The following is a 19,949-nucleotide window of genomic DNA, read 5'->3' as shown; positions in this document are numbered from 1 at the left end:
GTGTGCGACGCCAGCCTGCGTGCCGCTGCTTCCATTGAGCCTCTTTCTGTGCGCTCGCAGCAAGCCGGCCCCCATCGGGTCCATGTGCTCGGGCAGTCCTGCTGCCGCGGTGTTGGCAGTGATGCCGCGGCGTGCCAGTTCCCTGGCAACCTACAACGTCACTTTTTCAGCTGGCCCAGATACTCGCGCAGCAACGCCACGCGCCGCGGACGAAAACTGCTTCGGGTGTTCTCGACGGCGGTGATGCGCGCGGCGGCAAATTTGCGAAAGCCCTGGCGCAGGCAGCACCAGGCCAGCACGACCAGCATATGGTCCAGATAGACGATGGCCAGCGGCCAGATCGTGCGCTGCGTTTCCTGGCCCTGCAGGTCCGTGTAATCGATCAACAAAGCTTCTTCACGCCAGCAAGCCTCGCGCAAGAATGGCATGTGCGGCAGGCACGGATAGCGGTCGTTCAAACGATGGACTTGCGATACCGCGTGCAGCAACTGCTGCTGGCTTGCTGAAGGCAAGGTGGCGGCGACTTTGGCCAGAGCGTCGGCGGCGGCTTGGGCCAGGGCAGGATCACCCATATGGCTTACCTCGGTCAAGCCAAGCACGAGTGCTTCGAGCTCCAGCCGGTTGAATACCTGCGGCGGCAGCGTCCCATCCTCGATCAGGCAGTAGCCATAGCCACGCTCGCCGCCGATTTCGGCACCGGCCGCGCGCAGGCTGCCGACATCACGGTAGATGGATCGCACCGATACGCCCGTCTCCTGCGCCAGCCGCTGGGCGGTGACGGGAGCGGGGAGGGTGCGCAATGCCTGCAGCAGGCGAAACAGACGGTCGGGCCGGGGCATTTTCAACTGACAGTAATTGACAGGAGGGGTGGCTAGAGTATCACCTGGCACATCGCTGCAACCCGTTTCGATCTGCCAGCCAAAGTCCATCCTGCTTCCAACGCGAGAAAACGCCATGTCCGTCATTGCCACCGCCCACCTCAACTTCCAGGGCCAGGCCCGCCAGGCCCTGAATTTCTACCAATCGGTGTTTGGAGGCCAGGCCATGCTGGTCACCTACCAGCAAGCCGCAAGCGCCCACCATCCAGCCGACGCGCATCACATCGCCTATGGCCAAGTGGAGTCGGACAATGGTTTCAGGATCATGGCCTATGACGTTGCCGTGGGCACCCCGTGGCAGCCAGGCGTGAACGCCTACTTCGTCTCGCTGCGCGGCGAGACCGCTGCGGAGATTGCAGATCTCTGGAGCAAACTCTCGGCAGGCGCGTCCATCGTGCATGCGCTGGCCCCCGCGCATTGGTCGCCCCTGTACGGCATGCTCAAGGACCGGTTTGGCGTGGTCTGGGTGCTGGATGTACGTGTTGCCTACGCTGCCGCCTGAGGTTAGTCCGGCCTTGTGAGCTGGTTTCAACGCGCCATGACAAATTATGGGTAGGCATGGGCGCCAATATTTCCACGCCCCAGCCTAATCCAATGAGTGCCACAAATGTCCGCTTGTGCTCGCCAGTCCGCGCCTGGGCTGCTCAAGCAGCACAAGGGGGGGGCGTGCCCATGATGCGTGTGCCGGCCGTTGAGCGCCGCAAGCAAGCGTTACTTGCTATCCGCTTGCGTGCACACGAAGCTCGCCGCAGCGTTGGGGTCCCCGCCCACATAGTGCGGATATTGCGGGTAGCGGCAAAGTGGACGGTTCTTTGCCACCTGGCCTGGGGGCAGATAGCGCGTCGACGCGGTGATCGCGGTGCTTCTTGGAGGCGTGCCTTTTTCCAGCCACTCGAATACCGGCCCGACCAGGTCGACACTGTCGGCGCCATTGCCGAGGGCGCAGTGGCCCACTCCTGGTGCGGTGTAGTACTCCAGGAATTCGTCGGTCGCGGCCTGGCCGCCCATCTTCTCGACCACCTTGCCGTAGTACTCCGTGGCGTTGTTCGCCGTGATCAGCCAATCCGACTGGCCCGTCCAGAGAATCATCTTGCCCCCGCGCTGCTTGAATCGCGTCAGATCGGGATCGGTGGCGTCGAGAATGCGCACCAGCTCGTCTATCCTCGCCGTATGCTCTTCGGGCTTCAGTTGCAACGGGTCTATCGATGGGTCGCGCGCGACCATGTACTTCAGATAGCCCTCCATCAGTCCCTTTGACGACGCGCCGCCCCAGTCGCTCCCGGTGAAGAAAGAACCCTCTTCGCCGCCGACTGGAAAACCCGGCCAGGTGTAGCGTCCACCGGCGATGCTGGTCGGCGCATAGAAAGCGCGTGCCGACTCGACCTGTACCGGCGTCAGGCAGCTGTCGCTTTCCGCTCCGGTGCATTGCAACTCTACCGGGTCAAACTGGCAGGCATCGGGTCTGCCGATGATGCGGTCCGCGAGCCCATCCATGGCATCGCATTTGGCATAGGCGGCGTTGGAGATGGTCTTTATCTTGGCGGCGCTCAACGCTGCTCCCGGCCGGGAAAGCTGCTTGTGGATCTTCTGGTACCAGAGAAACTGCGGGTTGTACGCGTTTGCCGGCGCACGCGCGACAATTCCGTCGAACAGCTCGGGATGGCGCTGCGCCTGCATCAGTGCGCGCCGACCACCGCCGGAGCAGCCTTCGAACACCGCCTTGCTCGCATCCACGGTCGCGCCATAGCGCGTCTTCAATATAAGCCGTGCCGACGCGAGCACACGCGGCACGGACTCGGTGGCGTAGTCGGCAAACATCACTTCATCAAGCGCCCAAGACGCAGCCGCAAACGGGCTCGCGCCTCCACTGTCATGGCCGTGGTTCGAGACGATGGTGACATAGCCGTTCTTCACCAGGTTGGGGCTGACGTTGGGGTCCGTGGAAGGGTCGGTGATCACGCCATCGAAGCCGCCGCCGCCGGTGAAGACGATGCGTTGATTCCATTGCGTGGGCAATCGCATGTTGAATGTGAGCGCCTTGGGCAGTTGGCCGACGACCAGGCAGTTCTCGGGGATAGACGCCGTTGCCAGCGAAAACGTGGCGTCGGAGATGGTTGCTTCACCATACTTCTGGCCTTTGAGTGCCTGGCACTGTTGTTCGGCCGTGAGATCTGCATTGCCTGCATTGCCGCCGCTGCCTCCGCATGCAGCAAGCAGCAGGCACATGGCAAGTGCACTGGCCGAAAGCATCGCAGGTCTTGCGCGCGCGCTGCCGGAGTCACTGCCGTGCGCGCGGGAACGCTGCGAAGGTGTCAAGGTCGTGTGTGAATCCACGTTGTCTCCTTTGTCATGCATGAAAACGGACAAGCTCATCTGGCTGTCCGGCCAAACGGCGAATGTGGCCGTTATGGCATGCACTTTATGGAGAGCGAACGCGCGGGTCGATGCCCGATCACTTCTATGTGTCCGAGGCCATTGGGCATTTGGGCAGGTGGTGCGCGTGCTGCGCCGGCATTCGCGAGACTGTCGATGCAGGCTGCCACCGTCATGCAGGCCATCAAACACTTCAGCCGGAGCAAACCGCAGCAATGCCGATGCTTTTTTGACCGTGCGCGCCAGCCATGAAGCTCATCGGCCATGCCGATAGGGATTGCGCTGCGCTTGTACAGCGGGTCCTCTGGCCGCTTGGGTTCTAACGCCTCAACTCACACGCAGCGCGCGCCAGCGACGTGATGGCATCCCAATCGCCGCGCGCCAGGGCATCCGCCGGCACCAGCCACGATCCGCCCACGCAGGCGACATTGGACAGTGCCAGGAACTCGTGGGCATTGCCGGCATGAATGCCGCCCGTGGGGCAGAAGACTACATCGCCGAACGGCCCTTGCCAGGCCTTGAGCATGGCAAGGCCTCCCGCCTGGACCGCCGGGAAGAACTTCAGCGCCTTGAAGCCTTCTTCCTGCGCCAGCATGATTTCGCTGCCGGTGGCCACGCCGGGCAGCAGCGGCAGATCGAGGTCGCGGCATTGGCGCCCCAGGGCGGGGGTGAATCCTGGGCTGACCGCAAAGCGCGCGCCGGCGTGATGGGCGGCGACGGCGTCGGCGGCGCTGCGCACGGTTCCGGCACCGACGACGGCGTCGGGCACTTCCTTGGCGATGGCTTCTATGCATGCCAGGGCCTGGCTGGTGCGCAAGGTGACTTCCAGCATGCGAATTCCGCCGGCGATCAGGGCGCGCGCCAGTGGAACGGCCTGCCGCACGTCGTTCAGCACGATCACCGGAATCACCGGCGCGTCGCGCATCACGTCGGCGGCGCTGAGTGGCGGGGTAGAAGTGTTCATCATCGGTCAGGCAGTCAAAGCAAGGTGGAGTTGCGCGCGCGTCGGCAGCCCGTCGGAGTCGCCGGGAAAGCCGACCACCCGCGCGCCAATGGCATTGCCGCGCGCGGCCGCGGCCGCCAAGTCCAGGCCCTCGAGCAGGGCGCTGACCACGCCGACGGCAAAGCCGTCGCCCGCGCCCACGGTGTCGACCACGCGCTCGACCGCAACGCCGGGGGCGATGCCGCTGGCGCCGTCCTTTTGCCGGTAGAACGCGCCCTGCGGGCCGAGCTTGACAGCCACCTGGCGCGCGCCGCGCTCCAGGTAGAAGTCGGCAATCGCTTCGGGCGTGGTGTGACCGGTGAGCTGCGTGCCTTCGGACATTCCGGGCAGGACGATGTCGGCCAGCGCCGCCAGGGCGTTGATGGTTTGCGCCATGGCCTGGGCGCTTGGCCACAGGCGGGGCCGCAGATTCGGGTCGAAAGAAATGCTGGCACCGGCCGCACGGGCTTGGCGCGCCAGATGCAAGACCAGCTCCAGCGCGCTGGGCGAGAGCGCGGGCGTGATGCCCGTCAGGTGCAGGTGGCGCGCGGGAAAGACGCCTTCGGGGGCGTCCGCCAGGCCCAGGGCGCTGGCCGCCGAGCCTTTGCGGAAGTATTCGATCTGTGGATCGCTGCCGTCGGCTGCCCGGGTCTTGAGCATGAAGCCAGTGGGCCGGCTGGCGTCGACGCGCACCAGGCCGCGGTCTATGCCTTCGCGCGCCAGTTCGTTGGACAGGAAGCGCCCGAAGGAGTCATCGCCCAGGCGGGTGATATAGCCGGTGCGCAGGCCCAGGCGCGCCAGGCCGGTGGCCACGTTCAGCTCGGCGCCGGCCGCAGCGCGGCGAAAGTCATGCACGGCGTGCAGTTCGCCGGGCTCGGCGGCCATGAACAGCGCCATGGGCTCGCCCACGGTGAGCACGTCCAGGAGTTTGTCGTTCGGGCTTGCCATCACATCACCGCTCCAAGTTGCCAGGGTAGAAATTCGTTGTCGCCCAGACCGTTTTCCTCGCTCTTGCTGGCCTGGCCCGAGGCGGTGGCGATCATCAGCTGCAGCAGGGCTGCCCCGGCTTGCTCTATGGTCTGCCGGCCATCGACAATGCCGCCGCAGTCGAAGTCCATGTCCAGGCGCATGCGCTCGAACATCGGCGTGTTGGTTGCCAGCTTGAGCGAGGGTGTGGGCTTGCAGCCGTAGGTCGAGCCGCGCCCGGTGGTAAAGCAGATCAGGTTGGCGCCGCCCGCCACCTGGCCGGTGGCCGAGACCGGGTCGTAGCCCGGGGTGTCCATGAACACCAGGCCGTGCGCGCGCACCGGCTCGGCGTACTCCAGCACCTCCATCAGTCCGCTGCTGCCGGCCTTGGCGACCGCGCCCAGGGATTTCTCCAGGATGGTGGTGATGCCGCCGGCCTTGTTGCCGGGCGAGGGGTTGTTGTTGAGATCGCCGCCGTGCAGGGCCGCGTAGTCTTCCCACCACGACAGCCGCTTGAGCAGCTTGTCGGCCACGGCAGGCGTGGCCGCGCGGTAGGTCAGCAGGTGTTCGGCGCCATAGATCTCGGGTGTTTCCGACAGGATGGCGGTGCCGCCGTGCCGGACCAGCAGGTCCACGGCCGCGCCCAAGGCCGGGTTGGCGGTGATGCCCGAGTAGCCGTCCGAGCCGCCGCATTGCAGGCCCACGGCCAGGTGCGACAGCGCCACCGTCTGGCGCCGCGCCTGGTTGGCCTGTTGCAGCATCTCGCCTATCAGCTGCTTGCCGTGGGCAATGGCCTCGCGCGTGCCGCCCTCGTCCTGGATGGTCAGCGCGGCAAACATGCCGGGCGCACGCGCCTGCAGCGTCTCGACCAGCGGGGCGATCTGATTGACCTCGCAGCCCAGGCCTATCACCAGCACGCCGGCGAAATTGGGATGGTTGGCATAGCCGCGCAGCGTGCGCTGCAGCAGCTCCAGCCCCTCGCCGTTGCCGCCCATGCCGCAGCCGCTGCCATGGGTGATGGCGACCACGCCGTCGACATGGGGGAAGGCGGCCAGGGCTTCCCCCTTGAACGCCTCGGCAATGTGCCGGCAGACCGTGGCCGAGCAGTTGACGCTGGAGATCACGCCCAGGTAGTTGCGCGTGGCAACGCGACCGTCGTCGCGCACATAGCCTTCGAAGCTCAGCGGCGTTTCCGCCGGCGCCGTGGGCCGGTAGCCGGCGCCGGCCGCATGCGCGTGGCTGGACTCGGCCATGCCCACGTTGTGCACGTGCACATGCTGGCCGGCGGCGATGTCGGCAGTGGCAACGCCTATGCCCTGGCCGTACTTGAGCACCGCCGCGCCGCGCGCAATGGCCGTCAGGGCCAGCTTGTGGCCCGAGGCAATGGGTTCGGTCACGGTGATGGCGCGGCCATTCAGCCGCACGGTGCTGCCGGGTGCCAGGTCCTGGCGCGCCACGGCGACATTGTCGGCCGCGGCCAGCTGTATGGCCTGGGGCGGGGAGGAATTTTCGGGCTTCATCGTCGGGGCTGTGGAGGGCGGATCAGGTCAAACAAGGTGAAACACGGTCAGTAGGAAGAGGCCAGCGCCGCCTTCAGGCCGGGCTGGGCCAGCTGCGGGGCGCGTTCTGCCGCCAGCGCCACGATGGGGCCCAGGCGGCGCTGCTTCTTTTGCGCATGGTTTTGCGCGATGTCGGCGATGCGGTGGTCAAGAAAGGGGTTGGAAAAGCGCTCGCGCACATCCACCAGATAGGCCTGGGCCTGCTCGCGCGCCGCGGGTCCGAGGGTGTCGAACACCGGCAGGATTTCTTCGGCCCACAGGTCTTCCAGGCCGGCACGCAGCTCGGCGTCGGCCATGGCCGCGCCCACCGTGAGGCCCGCAGGCAGGCCTTGGCTCAGCCAGCGCTCGGCCAGCCAGGTGTGGCCGGCGTTGAGCAGGAACAGCTTGAGGCGCTCGTAGAAGTCCAGGTCGTCGGTGAGCACGATCGAGGGATGGGTGCAGGGCATGACCAGCCGCGCCTGGCGCTCCACCACCCATACCGCGTAGGGCTCGGCCACCGCGCCCACGGGCTCTATGGCCTCGGACACAATGCGGTCGACCAGCGAGTTGGCCCAGACGCAGTGCTGCACCAGCCAATCGATGAATGCCGTGGGCATCTGCCAGTCGCGCGCCAGGCCAGCGACCACATCGCGCAGCACTTCGCCGTTGCGCTCTATCAGCTCGCAGGGCAGCAGCGTCAGCGCTGCCTGGGGCGCGCGCTGCCAGCGGCCGTGCAGCAGCACCAGCAGCTTGGCCGGAAAACTGTGCGGTGCCGCGCTGGCGGCAAGCAGCGCAGCCGGGCCGTCGCGTTCGTCCAGCAGATAGCCCTTGTCGGCGGTGTTGGAGACAATGACCTGCACCTCGCCGGCCACCGCAGCGCGCAGTTCGGGCCACCGGGCGCCGGCCTGCCAGGCTTCGCGCACGGCGGTGCACATGACGGTGCGGTCTATGCGCTCGCCGCCCGCGAGGCCGCGGATGCGCACCGGATAGCCGCCGCCGGCGGCCAGCGCGGCAATGCGCGCCGCGCCGTCGGCGCGGTCGGTGGTCTGCACCACCGTGATGCCGCCGAGCGCCTCACCGGCACCGGCAACGCCGGCCAGGGCCTCGTGCACGAACAGGTCCACATGGGCCTGCAGAAAGCGGCTGGTGCCGAACTGGAGAATCGCCTGCGCCATGTTCTTCAGACCTCGACAATGGCCTTGACCACGCCGCGCGCCGGGTCGAGCAGCTGGGCGAAGTCGCTCGGTACGTCGGCCAGCGCCATGCGGTGGGTGTTGAGTGCGGCCGTGGGCACCAGGCCGTCGCGCATGGCGGCAATCACGGTCTCGAAATCCTCGGTGGTGGCGTTGCGGCTGCCCACCAGCGTGGTCTCGCGCTTGTGGAACTCGGGGTCGGAGAAGCTGATGGTGTCGCGCACCACCGAGATCAGCACATAGGTGCCGCCGTGGGCGACAAAGCCGAAGCCGCGCTCTATGGCCTTGGCATTGCCGGTGGCGTCAAACACCACGTCGAAGAATTCGCCGTCGGTCACGGCGGCCAGCTGGTCGCTGTCGCCTTCGCCCAGCGTGACGGCATGGGTGACACCCAGCTCGCGCTGGCAGAAATCGACGCGATCCTGGCGGCCGTCAATGGCGGTGACGGTGGCGCCGCGCGCCTTGGCGAAGATCATCGCCGCCATGCCTATGGGGCCGGCTCCGACCACCAGCACGCGCTGGCCGGGCTTCACGTCGCCGCGGCGCACGCCGTGCGCGCCAATCGCCAGAAATTCGACCATGGCCGCCTGGTCCAGCGTCACGCCCTCGACCTTGTGCACAAAGGCTTCGGGCAGCGACAGGTACTCGGTGAAGGCGCCGTCGCGGTGCACGCCCAGCACCTGGATGTTGACGCAGCAGTTGGTCTTGCCCTGCCGGCAGGCCACGCAGGTACCGCACGACAGATAGGGCATGACGTAGCAGACATCGCCCACCTGCAGCCGGCCGCCGGGCACGGCCTCTTCGATCACGCCCGACAGCTCGTGGCCCATGACCCGGGGATACTGCAAAAAGGGCTGGTTGCCGGTGAAGATGTGCAGGTCGGTGCCGCACACCCCCACGCGCTTGACGCGCAGCAGCACTTCGCCTTCGCCGCGAAGGGGGCGCTCACGTTGCTCGGCGCGCAGATTGCCAGGGGTTTCACAGATGACGGTCAGCATGGTGGTTCCAGGGGGCTTGGGAGTGGGGCCGGCGAGCCGGCGGGGATGCGCAGGCTCGCTTCAGGAGCCGTGGTACTTCTTGTAGATGGCGACCAGCTTGCCGTTGGCGGTGTTCTTGGTGACCCAGTCGTTGATCCAGGCCTTGAGTTCGGGCTCGTTCTTGCGCAGGCCTATGCCCAGCGGCACGGTGGACATGGTGAACTTGGTGACCATGTCCTTTTGCGGGGCCTTCTGCAGCACGGTGCTGACGATGGCCGGCGAGGTGGCGATGATGCTGGCCTGGCCGCTGACCGCGGCGGTGACCAGGGTGGCGTCGTCGTCGAAGCGCACGATCTGTGCATCCTTGGCGCCGGTCGTCACCACCTTGTCGTTGTTCGAGCCGCGGGTGGTGGCCACGCGCTTGCCCTTGAGGTCGTCAAAGCCATTGATGGCCAGGTCCTTGGGGCCGGCGACCACGGCCAGGATCTGGGCGTAGGGCGTGGAGAAGTCAATCACCTTCTCGCGCTCGGGAGTCACCGACAGCGAGGCCACCACGATGTCGGCCTTGCCGGTCTGCAGGAAGGGAATGCGGTTGGGGCTGGTGGTCTGCACGATCTCCAGCGCCACGCCCAGGTCCTGGGCCAGCATCTGGGCGGTCTCCACATCGGAGCCCACGGGCTTCATGGCTTCGTTGACGAAGCCGTAGGGCGGCGATCCCGTGTCCAGCGCGATGCGGATCTTCTTGGCTTCGCGAATGTCCTTGAGCAGGTCGGCGCGGGCAGCGCCCGTGCCCAGCAGCAGGACGGCGGCGGCGGCCACGGTGGCGAATCTCAGCGTCGTTTTTTTCATGGTTGTCTCCTTTGTGGTGGAACGGGGGGGCGGGAATCAGAGGCCGTTGCCGACGAAGTCGCGCAGCTCGGTGGTTTCGGGGTGGTCGAGGATGGAGGCCGGGCCGTGCTCCCAGACGCGGCCCTTGTGCATGAAGATCACCTCGTGCGCGACCTTGCGCGCAAAGGCCATCTCGTGGGTCACCAGAATCATGGTCATGCCGCCGGCGGCGAGTTTCTCCATCACGCGCAGCACCTCGCCGGTGAGCTGGGGGTCGAGCGCGGAGGTGACTTCGTCAAACAGCATCAGCTGCGGCTGCATGGCCAGCGAGCGCGCAATCGCCACGCGCTGCTGCTGGCCGCCCGAGAGCTGCGAGGGATAGTTGCCGGCCTTTTCGGCCAGTCCCACCTGGGCCAGCACCTGATGGGCGCGCTCGCGCGCCTCGGCTTTCTTTACCTTCTGCACCAGCCGCGGCGCGAGCATGATGTTTTCCTCCACCGTGAGGTGGGGAAACAGGTTGTAGCTCTGGAACACGATGCCTACGTCGCGGCGCAACTGGTGCAGGTCCAGGCCGGGCGCGGTCACCTCGTGGCCGCAGACGCGGATATGGCCCTGGTCCACGGTTTCCAGCCGGTCTATGCAGCGCAGCGCGGTGCTCTTGCCCGAGCCGCTTTGGCCGATGATGGCCACCACCGAGCCCTTCTTGACGGTGAAGGACACGTCCTCCAGCACCCGCGTGCTGCCGAAGCACTTGGAGATGTTTTTGACCTCAACGATTTGCGACATGGAAGCTCCTCTCCAGGCGGCGGCTCAGCACCGACAGCGGATAACACAGGGCGAAGTACAGGGCCGCGACGATCATGAAGATGACGAAGGGCTCGAAAGTGGAGTTGTTGATGATCTGGCCCGCGCGGGCCAGCTCGACGAAACCGATGGCCGAGGCCAGCGAAGTGTTCTTCACGATCTGCACCATGAAGCCCACGGTGGGCGGCGTGGCGATCTTGATGGCCTGCGGCAGCAGCACGTGCAGCACCCGCTGGTGCCAGCGCAGCGCCAGGCATTCGGCAGCTTCGGACTGGGTGCGCGGCACCGATGCCAGGCAGCCGCGCCAGATCTCGCCCAGATAGGCCGACACATAGACCGACAGCGCGATGCCGGCCGCGGCCAGCGGCGCGATGTTGAAGCCCAGCGACGGCAGGCCGAAATACACCAGCGGCAGCAGCACCAGCAGCGGCGTGCCCTGGATCAGCTTGACGTACAGCGAGACCAGAAGGCGCGACCAGCGCGGCCCGTAGGAGGCGCCCAGCGCCACCAGAAAGCCCAGGGCGCCGCCGCCGGCAAAGGCGATCAGCGACAGCCCGACGGTCCACAGCAGGCCGTCGAACAGAAATTGCATATGTGCGGCGTTGAGGAATCCCATGGCGCTGCTCCGTTCAAAGCGGTGTGCCGATGCGGCGCAGGCGGGGGAAGGCGACCATCGCCACCAGCCAGAACACGGCGCGCATCACCAGCGACATCAGCAGATAGGCGCCGGCCACCAGCACATAGGTCTCGACCGAGCGGAAGGTGTCGGACTGGATGCGGTTGGCCACAGCCGTCAGCTCTTCGGCGGAAATCTGCGAGCAGATCGAGGAAGCCAGCATCAGCAGCACATACTGGCTGGTGAGCGCCGGGAACACGCGCTCGATGGCCGGCGGCAGCACCACGTGGCGCAGCGTCTGCCAGCGGCTCAGGCCCAGGGTCTCGGCGGCTTCCAGCTGGGCCTTGGGGATCGACTCCACGCCGGCGCGCACGATCTCGCTGGTGTAGGCGCCCACGTTGACCACCAGGGCCACGGTGGCCGCGGTGAACGCGCCCACCTGCAGGCCCAGCGAGGACAGCCCGAAATACACGATGAAGACCTGGACCAGCAGCGGTGTGTTGCGTATCACCTCGATGTAGACGGTGGCCACGCGCGCCAGCCACAGGCTGCGTCCGGTGCTCGCCAGCGCGCAGAACACGCCCAGCAGGAAGCCGAAGAAGGTGGAGGCCAGGGACAGGGAGAGGGTGGTCCAGGCGCCGGCCAGCAGGTCAGGCCAATAGGCCAGCGGGGCGCTGAAGTCGAAGTCGTATTTCAAGGTGGGGATCCGTGCTCGGTCGCAACCGCTTGTCTGTTGTTGGAATCTGGTCAGGCCAATTTAACCTATGCGAGAATTTGGCCTTACCGTATTTACCCTGAGTCGCGGGCAATTGGTAAGGCCGATACTCGGTGGCAGGCCTGTTGCCTGCTACCCTGAAACCGTACTCACTCTTGATCTCCGAATGGACGAATCCTTCAAGCCGACCGACGCCTCGCGGCGTCTCTACCAGTTGATTGCCGACAAGGTGCGCCTGCTGATACAGCAGGGCGACTTCAAGGAAGGTCAGCGCCTGCCGCCCGAGCGCGAACTGGCCCAGCAGCTGGGCGTATCCCGGCCTTCCTTGCGCGAGGCGCTGATTGCGCTGGAGATCGAAGGGCAGGTGGAGATCCGCATGGGCTCGGGGGTCTACGTATGCCAGCGCGGCATGTGGCGCAACCGTCTGCCGTCCTTCATGGGTGAGAGCCCTGTCGAGGTGATGCATGCGCGCGCCGCCTTCGAGGGGGCGGTGATCGTGCAAGCCTGCGTGCATGCCACGCCGCAGGGCCTGGCGCGGGTGCAGGACAGCGTGGAGAGCATGCGCGCCGACATCGCCGCCGGCCGCGACGTGCTCGACCATGACCGCGAATTCCATGTGCGCATTGCCGAGATGACCGGCAATTCGGTGATGGTCGGACTGGTCGGCACGCTGTTCGACATGCGCCGCGAACCGCTGGCAAGCCACATGCGAACGCTGCTCGAGGGCGAGCCGGTGTGGAATGCCGCCTTGCACGAGCATGAGCAGATCCTGCGCTGCCTGCAGTCGCGCGATCCGCTGGCGGCGGAGGCGGCAATACGCTCCCACATTCGCGCGGCGGCAGAGCGCTGGGTCACGCCCTGACGGCGTGTGGTCAGGCCTGCGAGGCCATGATTGCACGCAAAACTGTCAGGCCAATTTCTGGAAACTAAAAACTGGCCTGACCAAATCGCTCGTCTTGTCAGGCCATTTCTGCCAATCGACCGCTTGGCTCAGCGCGATCCAAGGGGACGACCAGGATGTCAGCGTCACACCAGGCCATGATTCGCTTCGCCACGCCGCAACACGCCGCATCCGGCAGCGCAGAATGGCGCCGCTTGCCAACGACCACCAGGCCGGCTTTTGCATGGGACTGTTGTACCGCCGCGTGCCGCGCCGGCTCGCCTTCGCAAAAGACGGTCTGCACGCGCTTCTGGCACTTCAAGGCGGCACTGGCAATCTCCAGCAATTGCTCCTGCGCCTCCAGCTTTCTGCGTGCCAGATAGGCCTTCATGATGCGCTGGGGTACTTCCGCGTTGCGCAGCGGATTGGGGTGCAAGGGACGTATCGCGTGGAAGATCTGCAGCGCGCTCTGGTCGTCCAGCTGGCCGGCGATCGTCACCAGGTCGCGGGCGGTGGGCGTCAGGTCCACCGCGACCAGCACGCGCTGGTAACGCGCTTGCGCGACTACCGCGCTCTTGATGACCAGCACGGGGCTGGCGCAAAGGCGCAAAAGCTGGTCCGCAAGAGAGCCGCGCCACAGCGAGCGCAGCCGCACGCGCGGCTCGTGCGGCAACACGATGAGGCATTGATGCCCCGCTTCGCGGACAATCTGGGCCACGCTTGCGGCACGCTCTTCGAGCACTTCCACACGCACATCGAAGCGGTCGGCGGCCTGCCTTGCAAGTGCGGCCAAGTCCAGGGGCTGCGCCGCCGGCGAGCCCGCGCACAGCGCGCTGGCGTCGATCAACTTGAGCCCTACGCCATGCCTGGCTGCGATCACGGCCGCGCGCGCGACCACGGCGGCGGAGGTCGGCGACATATCCACCGCCGCAAGAATGCCCTGAAGCTGCATGCCCATGACCTCATGCCTCCACGGGAGCGGCGCCGACCCGTCGGGCATAGCGCTGCGCGAGCAGCGCGCAGACCATCAGCTGGATCTGATGGAAAAGCATCAGCGGCAGGATGACGGCCCCCACAGCGCCGCCCGAAAAGAGGATCTGCGCCATGGGAACGCCCGTGGCCATGCTTTTCTTCGAGCCGGCAAAGAGGATGGTGATACGGTCCTCGATGGAAAAACCAAAACGCTTCGCCAGCGCCTGGGTCAGCCACAGCACCAGGGCCAGCAATGCGCAGCAGACCACGCCGAGCAGCGCGAGCTTTTGCAGGGGCACGGAATGCCACAGCCCGAAGACCGTGGCCTCGCTGAAGGCCGTGTACACCACCAGCAGGATCGAGCCCTGGTCGACGAACCTGAGCCAGCCGCGGCGCCTTTCGACCCAGCCGGCGATCCAGCGCCGCGCCATCTGTCCCAGCACGAACGGTGCGAGCAGTTGCAGAACGATCTTGAGCACGGCCTGCAGCCCGACAGCGGCGCCTTCGACGCCCACCAGCAGATAGACCAGCAGCGGCGTCAGGAAGATGCCCAGCAGGCTGGATGCGGCCGCACTGCAGATCGCGGCAGGCACGTTCCCGCGCGCCAGCGAAGTGAAGGCAATGGCCGACTGCACGGTCGCGGGCAGCGCGCAGAGGTACAGCAGGCCCACGTAGAGTTCCCGGCCCACCAGCGGCGAGACGATGGGCTTGAGGGCCAGGCCGATGAGCGGAAACATCACGAAGGTGCAGAAGAAGACCAGTGCATGCAGTCGCCAGTGGCTTGCGCCGCTGCGTACGTTCTGCGGCGACAGCCGCGCTCCGTGAAGAAAGAACAGCAAGCCTATGGCCAGCGACGTGAGGGTTTCAAAAAACACCGCCCCATAGCCCTCGCAGGGAAGCACCGTTGCCGCGAGCATCACGGCCAGCAAGGCCAGGGTGAAGTTGTCAAAAAGCGTTCTGAGTATTCTCATGATCCGACCCCCATTCAAGATGAGGCTGGAATGTAGCGCCGCGTAGAATTACCGGCTAACGCTGAAAGACCAACAAGTGTCGACCAAAGGACAAACCGCGGCGCTTTCCTCGGCTGAATTGGCGCACCTGACGGTGCTGTCGCGGCCTGTCCATGGCCATGCCGAATCGCTGCCCAACACCGTGCTCGCCTTCCGGCATAGGCACCCCTGGATTCAATTCGCCTATGCGGTGGAGGGCGTGCTCGAAGTCCGCACCGACGCCGGCCGCTTTGTCGCGCCGCCGCAGCGCGGCGTATGGATTCCAGCCGGAGTCATGCACCGCGTGCTGTGTGCCGAGCGCACCTGCGTGCGCAGTCTCTACATCGCCGACGCTCAGAGCGTTGCATTGCCCAGCCGTTGCCGGGTCCTCGAGGTCAGCCCGCTTCTGCGCGAGCTCATTCGCACCTTCAGCACCCTGCCGGTCGAATACGCACCGGGCAGCGCGGATGAACGTCTGGCCACGGTTCTGCTGGACCAGCTTGCCAGCGCCCGCGAGGAGGACCTCATCCTGCCCATGCCTGCGGACCCGCAGCTGCGCCAGCTCTGCCGCAGCGTGCAGGCCAGGCCCGGCCAGAGAATCCATCTGGACGTATGGAGCAAGCGCTTCGGCGTTTCAGAGAAGACGCTCAGCCGCCGCTTTCTGCGCGAGACCGGCCTGACCTACCGCGTCTGGGACATGCGCATGCGATTGCTCAGCGCGCTGCCGGGCCTGGAGCGCGGCGAGCGCGTGACGGACGTCGCCTTGGCCTGCGGATATGACTCGCTGTCTGCGTTCATTGCTGCATTCAGCAAGCTGTTTCATGCCACGCCGGGGGAGTTTTTCCACCGCGTGGCACCGGATGGCGACTCCCGAGACGGGTGAGCCGCTCCAACACCCGCTGGCTTGCAAGAGAACCAGAGCAGGCAAGCCAGGCGGTCATGTACAGGGTAGCTTTCTGCAGCTTCTCGCGCCGGTAATCACCGCGGGCCCATCTTCGCCCGGTGAATCTCGCATGGAGCTGGTGGGCGGCGCAGCGCAAGTTTTCTGCTGGATGATCGCGCCACGCACTCCCGTTTTGCCGGCCCGCTTCAATCGAGCTTGACGCCAGACTCCTTGACCAGCTTGCCGTATCGAAGCGTTTCACTTTGAATCCAGGCTGCTGCCTGTGCCGGCGAGTTGAGGACTGCATCGCTCATCAAGCTGTCCAGCATCGCCTGGTACTCAGGTTCCTTGGCAGCCTGCTGTATGGCCTGGTTGAGCTTTTGGATGCGATCCGTGGGGGTGCCGGACTTGGCAACGATCGCGACGAAGCTTTGCACCCGCGGGCCTTGGCTGCCGCCTTCCAAAACAGCCGGCACATCCTGCATTGCGGGGCTGCGTTTGTCCTGCAGTATGCCCAGCGTCCGGACTTTTGCGCTGCGGACATGTGGAATGGAAGAGCCTGGAAAGTCAACAGTTGCAGTAAGCTGCCCGCCAATCAGATCCGTAATGGCTGCCGGCCCGCCGCGGTACGGCACGACGGTGAAATCCAGGCCAGATGCCTTTTTCCAGGTCTCCAGCCCCAGTTGCGCGGCACCCCACGTTGCATTGACGCCTATGGACACCTGGCCGGGGTTGGCGGCGATGGTCTTGACCAGGTCGCTGAAGCTTTTTTCCGAACGTTCGGATTTGACAAGAAGCCAGTTGGGCGATGTGTAGAGTACCGTTATGGGCGTCAAGTCTCTGGTCACGGAATAGGGCGCGGAGGAAAGCAGCACCGGGTTGATGCTCAACGTCACATCCGATGTGATGAGCATCGTGTGTCCGTCCGCCTCCGAGCGGAGCAGACTTTGCACGGCCGGGACGGTCGCACCACCGCTGACATTTTCCACAATCACCGATTTCCCCAGCTGTTTCGTCAATCGCATTGCCAGGGAGCGGGCCAGCACATCGACCGAGCCTCCCGGCGGAAACGCCACGATCAGGCGCAGGTTCTTGGCCGGCCACTCGGCTTTTTGTGCCATTGCCGGCGTGGCCGTGATTCCCATCATCAGGGGCGCCAAGGTCAAGGCAGCGAGTTTCTTGAGTATTGATTTCCGATTTTCTTGCTTCATCATTTCGTCTCCTGGTCAATATGAAAATTTCTATGCTTTTTGGGGGGGATCGCTTGCGTTGCTGTCGCCAGGGTGAAAATCGAGTGCATCCGTTGATGCGTCAGCGGTAATATCTTTTTTGAAATTCGGTATTGGGATGGCGCGGCTTTACGGCGTCGTTATTCAGGGGCGAATGATTCAGCGGCGTTCGCAAAGCGTTATTCCAGCGGTGCGGCCATTCTTTATGTTTCGTCCCCTTAATGGCGCTGTTCGGTCAGCGCCCGATCGCGCTTGACGCAGGACTCGTCGACCCATCGGCCACAACGAATCGTCTCGCGCTGGCTATGCGCCGCAGCGTCGGCCGGCAAGTGCCTGCCGGTCCATCTTTCAGCGAAGCGCTGCGCTGCTGCTGCGAGCTGGTACGGTGAATCCCAGGGTCGCCAGCTGGCGCAGAAACAGGCAGGGGTCGCCGTCGGGTCCGCAGCAATAGGCGGAGGGAAGCGGCCGGTAGCTGCTGCCGGATGCTCGGTTGCGTTGCGCCGCCGGGGCGGCCATCACGGCGTCGCCCGCCAGCACGCTGGCCACGGGCCTGTCCAGCAAATGCAGCTCGCCTTCGAACACCGTTCCCGCCACGTGCACATCTTTCAGCCGCTCGGCGCCGAACTCGAACGGGTCATCTTCGAGCACCGCAAAGTCGGCCTTCTTGCCTGCGGAAATGGAGCCGATCTCATCGTCCAGGCGCAGAGCGAAGGCCGCGTCGATGGTGATGCCACGCAGCGCTTGATCGATGCTGAGCATCTCTTCTGGAGAGACCTGCCGCCCTGAGCGGGTGGTGCGCGTCGCGGCGCACCAGGACAGCATCAGCGGCTCCATGGGAGCCATCATGAAATCGGAGTGAAACGAAACGCGCAAACCGTTGCGCAGCATCGAGCCGGCCCGCACGATCTGGTCGGCCCGCTCGCGGCCCAGGCCCAGCAGGCCGTAGTTGTCCGCCAGCGCATGGATGTAGTAGGGGTTGACTGAAGCATGGGCGCCCAGCGCGGCGAGCCGGCGCGACTGGGCGTTGGTGTGGAAACCCACGTGGTGAACGACAAAACGGTGATCGAAACGGGGTTTTCTCTCCTGCGCGCCGCCGAGCGCCGCCAGCACCGCATCCATGCCGCCGTCGCCGTTCACGTGCACATGGATCTGGTAGCCCGCATCCCAGAACACCCGCACGCCTTCGGCGAGCACGGCCGGGCTCATCAGCCATTCGCCATGGTGTCCATCGATGTAGCCGGGCGGGTTCATCTGCATCAGCTGCGAGAACATCGCGCCATCGGCGAAAAGCTTGATGCCTTTGGAAAAGCGCACGCGCCGGCTTTCGCGCGATTGCATGGCTTCGATCGCCTTGAGTCCTTTTTCGAACGGCGGACATTCATCCGGCGCGCCCATCACCTTGCGGCCGATGGCACGGTTGGAAAACCCGCGTGCATCGGCAATGTTGACCACCCGCAGCGGCCGGTTCCTGCGCTCGATGCAGGCCTCGAGTGCGGCGAGTTCGTACTCCGGATCAATGGCGCCGAACAACATGTCTCCGGCGGTTGTAATGCCGCCCTGGTGCATCAGCTCGGCGGTGGTGTTCAGGCCGCGGTGGTACCACTCGGGCTGCAGCATCATGGGCAGCAGCTTGGCCACCACCAGCTTGTTGCCGGTTTCGAAAAAGTGACCTTCGGACAGGTTGACCTGCGGGTGCTCCCCCACCAGGTCTTCGGTGAGATCCAGCCGCTGCATGGCGGCGGTGTTCATATAGGTTTCGTGGAAAGAGCGTTGCCAGAGTATGACCGGGCGCTCAGGGCACAAGAGATCGAGCGCGGCCCGGTTCAGGCGGCCGTGTTCTGCAGGCTGGTAGCCGAAGGTGATGAAAATTTCGCTGTGATCCGTCTTCGCGGCCAGCCGGGCCTTGAGCAGCTCCAGATAGCGCTCGGGCGTGTTTGCCGCAGGCGCGATGCGCCCGCCTTCCATGCGCCACGCCTCCGGCGCAATGATTTCCATGGGCGTCAGAAGCGCTCCCAGGAAAGGGTGGACATGGTTGTCGATGAATCCGGGCAACAGCACCTTGTCGCGCAGGCTGTCGTCGACCACGACTTCGCGGCCCGCGCGCCAAGGCTCCATCGATGCGAGGTCGCCCACGGCCACGATAAGATCGCCTATCACCCCGACCGCCGTGGCATAGGGCAGCGATTCGTCCATGGTGTGGATATGCCGTGCGAGAAAGATGCGCAGCGGCGCGCGTTTGAAAGACGCCATTGATTCGTTCATGGTGAAACTCCGTCCAGATAAACAAGATGGTTCAAGTTCGGTGGTCACGACTTTTGACCTTCAGCCCAAGGCATGCAGCACCAGAGCCAGTCCGCTGATGGTCAACAGTCCGCAGATGGCTTTGCGCAGGATGTCCGGCGAGATGCGCCGCGCCAGCCGGTTGCCGAGCAGCACACCCACCACGGCAACGCCCATCAAGCTGGCCCAGCGTGACCACAGTTCGCCGCTCGACAGCCGCCCGGTCCAGCCCAGGCCAAGCAGCACGGCACTGGCGCTGACCACGAGGATCACCGGCGTGCTGGCGCGCAGCACATGCACATCCGTCAAGCGGCGGCTCAACCAGGCCACGGCCAAAGGCCCGGCAGTGCCAAACAGCATCTCCACCATGCCGATGGCGAATCCCATGGCATGCGCCCAGGGGGCGGCCAGCGGGCGCGGCGCCGCACAAGGCCGCGGCCTCAGTGCGTTGATGCCCACGGTGGCGACATACAGACCGAGTGCGAGCAGTGGCCAGCGTGGCGCCAGAATCCCGGTGAGCCAAAGCCCTGCCAGCGTGCCAAGAGCCATGCCGGGCAGCAGGCGGCGCAGTTCCGAAAAATTGACCTGGCGCAAATTCAAGCCGCCATGCAGCAGCGATGCAGGCACATCCATCAGCAGCGCGAGCGCCACCACCTCGGGCAAGGGCCAGTGCCAGGCCAGCAAAGGCACGATGACCAGCGCCGAACCAAATCCCGTGATGCCGAGCACCACGTAGCCCAGCAGCACCACGAACAGAGGGTAGGCCAGTTCAGCCATGGGCAACCACCTTCTGCTGGCGATGCGACATGGCCGCCGCTGAACGTTGACTGCGCAATGGCTCTCGGA

Annotated in this window: 19 protein-coding genes; 3 read left to right on the top strand and 16 right to left on the bottom strand. The window is 65.4% G+C overall.

Annotated elements, in window-relative coordinates; translation table 11 throughout:
* Positions 1-158: 158 nt before the first annotated feature.
* The gene (locus ACSVDO_RS24740) at positions 159-839 is read right to left on the bottom strand and encodes a helix-turn-helix transcriptional regulator (RefSeq protein ID WP_332538430.1); all 681 of its coding nucleotides are present in this window, start codon (positions 837-839) and stop codon (positions 159-161) included.
* A gap of 115 nt (positions 840-954) precedes the next feature.
* On the opposite strand from ACSVDO_RS24740, the gene ACSVDO_RS24735 reads away from it, so the two are divergent.
* Positions 955-1,380: a VOC family protein gene (locus tag ACSVDO_RS24735; RefSeq protein WP_489597722.1), complete on the top strand. Its 426-nt coding sequence runs from the start codon at positions 955-957 to the stop codon at positions 1,378-1,380.
* A gap of 209 nt (positions 1,381-1,589) precedes the next feature.
* Here ACSVDO_RS24735 and ACSVDO_RS24730 read toward each other — a convergent pair whose 3' ends face one another.
* From ACSVDO_RS24730 to ACSVDO_RS24685, 10 genes are all read right to left on the bottom strand, one after another.
* Positions 1,590-3,251: a tannase/feruloyl esterase family alpha/beta hydrolase gene (locus tag ACSVDO_RS24730; protein ID WP_489597721.1), complete on the bottom strand. Its 1,662-nt coding sequence runs from the start codon at positions 3,249-3,251 to the stop codon at positions 1,590-1,592.
* Positions 3,252-3,570: 319 nt separating this feature from the next.
* On the bottom strand, positions 3,571-4,215 hold the full coding sequence (gene eda / locus ACSVDO_RS24725; RefSeq protein ID WP_489597720.1) for a bifunctional 4-hydroxy-2-oxoglutarate aldolase/2-dehydro-3-deoxy-phosphogluconate aldolase: 645 nt from the start codon (positions 4,213-4,215) through the stop codon (positions 3,571-3,573).
* A gap of 6 nt (positions 4,216-4,221) precedes the next feature.
* Positions 4,222-5,181: a sugar kinase gene (locus tag ACSVDO_RS24720; RefSeq protein WP_489597719.1), complete on the bottom strand. Its 960-nt coding sequence runs from the start codon at positions 5,179-5,181 to the stop codon at positions 4,222-4,224.
* A complete protein-coding gene (locus tag ACSVDO_RS24715; protein ID WP_489597718.1) occupies positions 5,181-6,719 on the bottom strand; it encodes a UxaA family hydrolase in 1,539 nt (512 codons plus the stop codon). The genes ACSVDO_RS24720 and ACSVDO_RS24715 overlap by 1 nt, the downstream gene beginning before the upstream one ends.
* A gap of 47 nt (positions 6,720-6,766) precedes the next feature.
* A complete protein-coding gene (locus tag ACSVDO_RS24710; protein WP_489597717.1) occupies positions 6,767-7,912 on the bottom strand; it encodes a mannitol dehydrogenase family protein in 1,146 nt (381 codons plus the stop codon).
* 5 nt (positions 7,913-7,917) lie between these two features.
* Positions 7,918-8,928 carry a zinc-binding alcohol dehydrogenase family protein gene (locus ACSVDO_RS24705; RefSeq protein ID WP_332538440.1) on the bottom strand — a complete coding sequence of 337 codons (1,011 nt, stop codon included), beginning with the start codon at positions 8,926-8,928 and terminating at the stop codon, positions 7,918-7,920.
* Positions 8,929-8,988: 60 nt separating this feature from the next.
* Entirely contained in the window at positions 8,989-9,756 is a 768-nt protein-coding gene (locus ACSVDO_RS24700) for a transporter substrate-binding domain-containing protein (protein ID WP_332538441.1), read from the bottom strand.
* A 36-nt stretch (positions 9,757-9,792) separates the two neighbouring features.
* Complete coding sequence (locus tag ACSVDO_RS24695) at positions 9,793-10,521, bottom strand: amino acid ABC transporter ATP-binding protein (RefSeq protein WP_489597716.1); 729 nt, start codon at positions 10,519-10,521, stop codon at positions 9,793-9,795.
* Positions 10,505-11,155, bottom strand: coding sequence for an amino acid ABC transporter permease (locus tag ACSVDO_RS24690; RefSeq protein WP_332538444.1), 651 nt, complete (start codon positions 11,153-11,155; stop codon positions 10,505-10,507). The genes ACSVDO_RS24695 and ACSVDO_RS24690 overlap by 17 nt, the downstream gene beginning before the upstream one ends.
* Before the next feature lie 13 nt (positions 11,156-11,168).
* Positions 11,169-11,852, bottom strand: a complete 684-nt coding sequence (locus ACSVDO_RS24685; protein ID WP_489597715.1) for an amino acid ABC transporter permease — start codon at positions 11,850-11,852, stop codon at positions 11,169-11,171.
* A gap of 184 nt (positions 11,853-12,036) precedes the next feature.
* Here ACSVDO_RS24685 and ACSVDO_RS24680 point away from each other — a divergent pair, with 184 nt between their 5' ends.
* Positions 12,037-12,732, top strand: coding sequence for a FadR/GntR family transcriptional regulator (locus ACSVDO_RS24680; protein ID WP_489597714.1), 696 nt, complete (start codon positions 12,037-12,039; stop codon positions 12,730-12,732).
* A gap of 97 nt (positions 12,733-12,829) precedes the next feature.
* Here ACSVDO_RS24680 and ACSVDO_RS24675 read toward each other — a convergent pair whose 3' ends face one another.
* Both ACSVDO_RS24675 and ACSVDO_RS24670 read right to left on the bottom strand, forming a co-directional pair.
* A complete protein-coding gene (locus tag ACSVDO_RS24675; RefSeq protein ID WP_489597713.1) occupies positions 12,830-13,708 on the bottom strand; it encodes a universal stress protein in 879 nt (292 codons plus the stop codon).
* Between the two features lie 4 nt (positions 13,709-13,712).
* Complete coding sequence (locus tag ACSVDO_RS24670; protein ID WP_489597712.1) at positions 13,713-14,693, bottom strand: bile acid:sodium symporter family protein; 981 nt, start codon at positions 14,691-14,693, stop codon at positions 13,713-13,715.
* Positions 14,694-14,769: 76 nt separating this feature from the next.
* Here ACSVDO_RS24670 and ACSVDO_RS24665 point away from each other — a divergent pair, with 76 nt between their 5' ends.
* Positions 14,770-15,594: an AraC family transcriptional regulator gene (locus tag ACSVDO_RS24665; protein WP_489597711.1), complete on the top strand. Its 825-nt coding sequence runs from the start codon at positions 14,770-14,772 to the stop codon at positions 15,592-15,594.
* Between the two features lie 206 nt (positions 15,595-15,800).
* Here the strand turns inward: ACSVDO_RS24665 and ACSVDO_RS24660 are convergent, their stop codons facing one another.
* The 3 genes from ACSVDO_RS24660 to ACSVDO_RS24650 all read right to left on the bottom strand — a co-directional run bounded on the left by ACSVDO_RS24660 (position 15,801) and on the right by ACSVDO_RS24650 (position 19,880).
* Positions 15,801-16,808, bottom strand: coding sequence for a Bug family tripartite tricarboxylate transporter substrate binding protein (locus ACSVDO_RS24660; protein WP_489597710.1), 1,008 nt, complete (start codon positions 16,806-16,808; stop codon positions 15,801-15,803).
* A gap of 363 nt (positions 16,809-17,171) precedes the next feature.
* On the bottom strand, positions 17,172-19,133 hold the full coding sequence (locus tag ACSVDO_RS24655) for an amidohydrolase (protein ID WP_489597709.1): 1,962 nt from the start codon (positions 19,131-19,133) through the stop codon (positions 17,172-17,174).
* Positions 19,134-19,145: 12 nt separating this feature from the next.
* A complete protein-coding gene (locus ACSVDO_RS24650) occupies positions 19,146-19,880 on the bottom strand; it encodes a sulfite exporter TauE/SafE family protein (RefSeq protein WP_489597708.1) in 735 nt (244 codons plus the stop codon).
* Between the last annotated feature and the right edge of the window lie 69 nt (positions 19,881-19,949).

The sequence above is a fragment of the Comamonas sp. DB36 genome (assembly GCF_057914905.1).
Note: the sequence above shows the minus strand (reverse complement) of the source record. Positions and strands in the feature narration are given on the sequence as shown.

Coding starts and splice junctions, on each gene's coding strand:
- ACSVDO_RS24740 (WP_332538430.1), bottom strand. CDS start 839: ATGCCCCGGCCCGACCGTCTGTTTCGCCTGCTGCAGGCATTGCGCACC.
- ACSVDO_RS24735 (WP_489597722.1), top strand. CDS start 955: ATGTCCGTCATTGCCACCGCCCACCTCAACTTCCAGGGCCAGGCCCGC.
- ACSVDO_RS24730 (WP_489597721.1), bottom strand. CDS start 3,251: ATGAGCTTGTCCGTTTTCATGCATGACAAAGGAGACAACGTGGATTCA.
- eda (WP_489597720.1), bottom strand. CDS start 4,215: ATGAACACTTCTACCCCGCCACTCAGCGCCGCCGACGTGATGCGCGAC.
- ACSVDO_RS24720 (WP_489597719.1), bottom strand. CDS start 5,181: ATGGCAAGCCCGAACGACAAACTCCTGGACGTGCTCACCGTGGGCGAG.
- ACSVDO_RS24715 (WP_489597718.1), bottom strand. CDS start 6,719: ATGAAGCCCGAAAATTCCTCCCCGCCCCAGGCCATACAGCTGGCCGCG.
- ACSVDO_RS24710 (WP_489597717.1), bottom strand. CDS start 7,912: ATGGCGCAGGCGATTCTCCAGTTCGGCACCAGCCGCTTTCTGCAGGCC.
- ACSVDO_RS24705 (WP_332538440.1), bottom strand. CDS start 8,928: ATGCTGACCGTCATCTGTGAAACCCCTGGCAATCTGCGCGCCGAGCAA.
- ACSVDO_RS24700 (WP_332538441.1), bottom strand. CDS start 9,756: ATGAAAAAAACGACGCTGAGATTCGCCACCGTGGCCGCCGCCGCCGTC.
- ACSVDO_RS24695 (WP_489597716.1), bottom strand. CDS start 10,521: ATGTCGCAAATCGTTGAGGTCAAAAACATCTCCAAGTGCTTCGGCAGC.
- ACSVDO_RS24690 (WP_332538444.1), bottom strand. CDS start 11,155: ATGGGATTCCTCAACGCCGCACATATGCAATTTCTGTTCGACGGCCTG.
- ACSVDO_RS24680 (WP_489597714.1), top strand. CDS start 12,037: ATGGACGAATCCTTCAAGCCGACCGACGCCTCGCGGCGTCTCTACCAG.
- ACSVDO_RS24675 (WP_489597713.1), bottom strand. CDS start 13,708: ATGGGCATGCAGCTTCAGGGCATTCTTGCGGCGGTGGATATGTCGCCG.
- ACSVDO_RS24670 (WP_489597712.1), bottom strand. CDS start 14,693: ATGAGAATACTCAGAACGCTTTTTGACAACTTCACCCTGGCCTTGCTG.
- ACSVDO_RS24660 (WP_489597710.1), bottom strand. CDS start 16,808: ATGATGAAGCAAGAAAATCGGAAATCAATACTCAAGAAACTCGCTGCC.
- ACSVDO_RS24650 (WP_489597708.1), bottom strand. CDS start 19,880: ATGGCTGAACTGGCCTACCCTCTGTTCGTGGTGCTGCTGGGCTACGTG.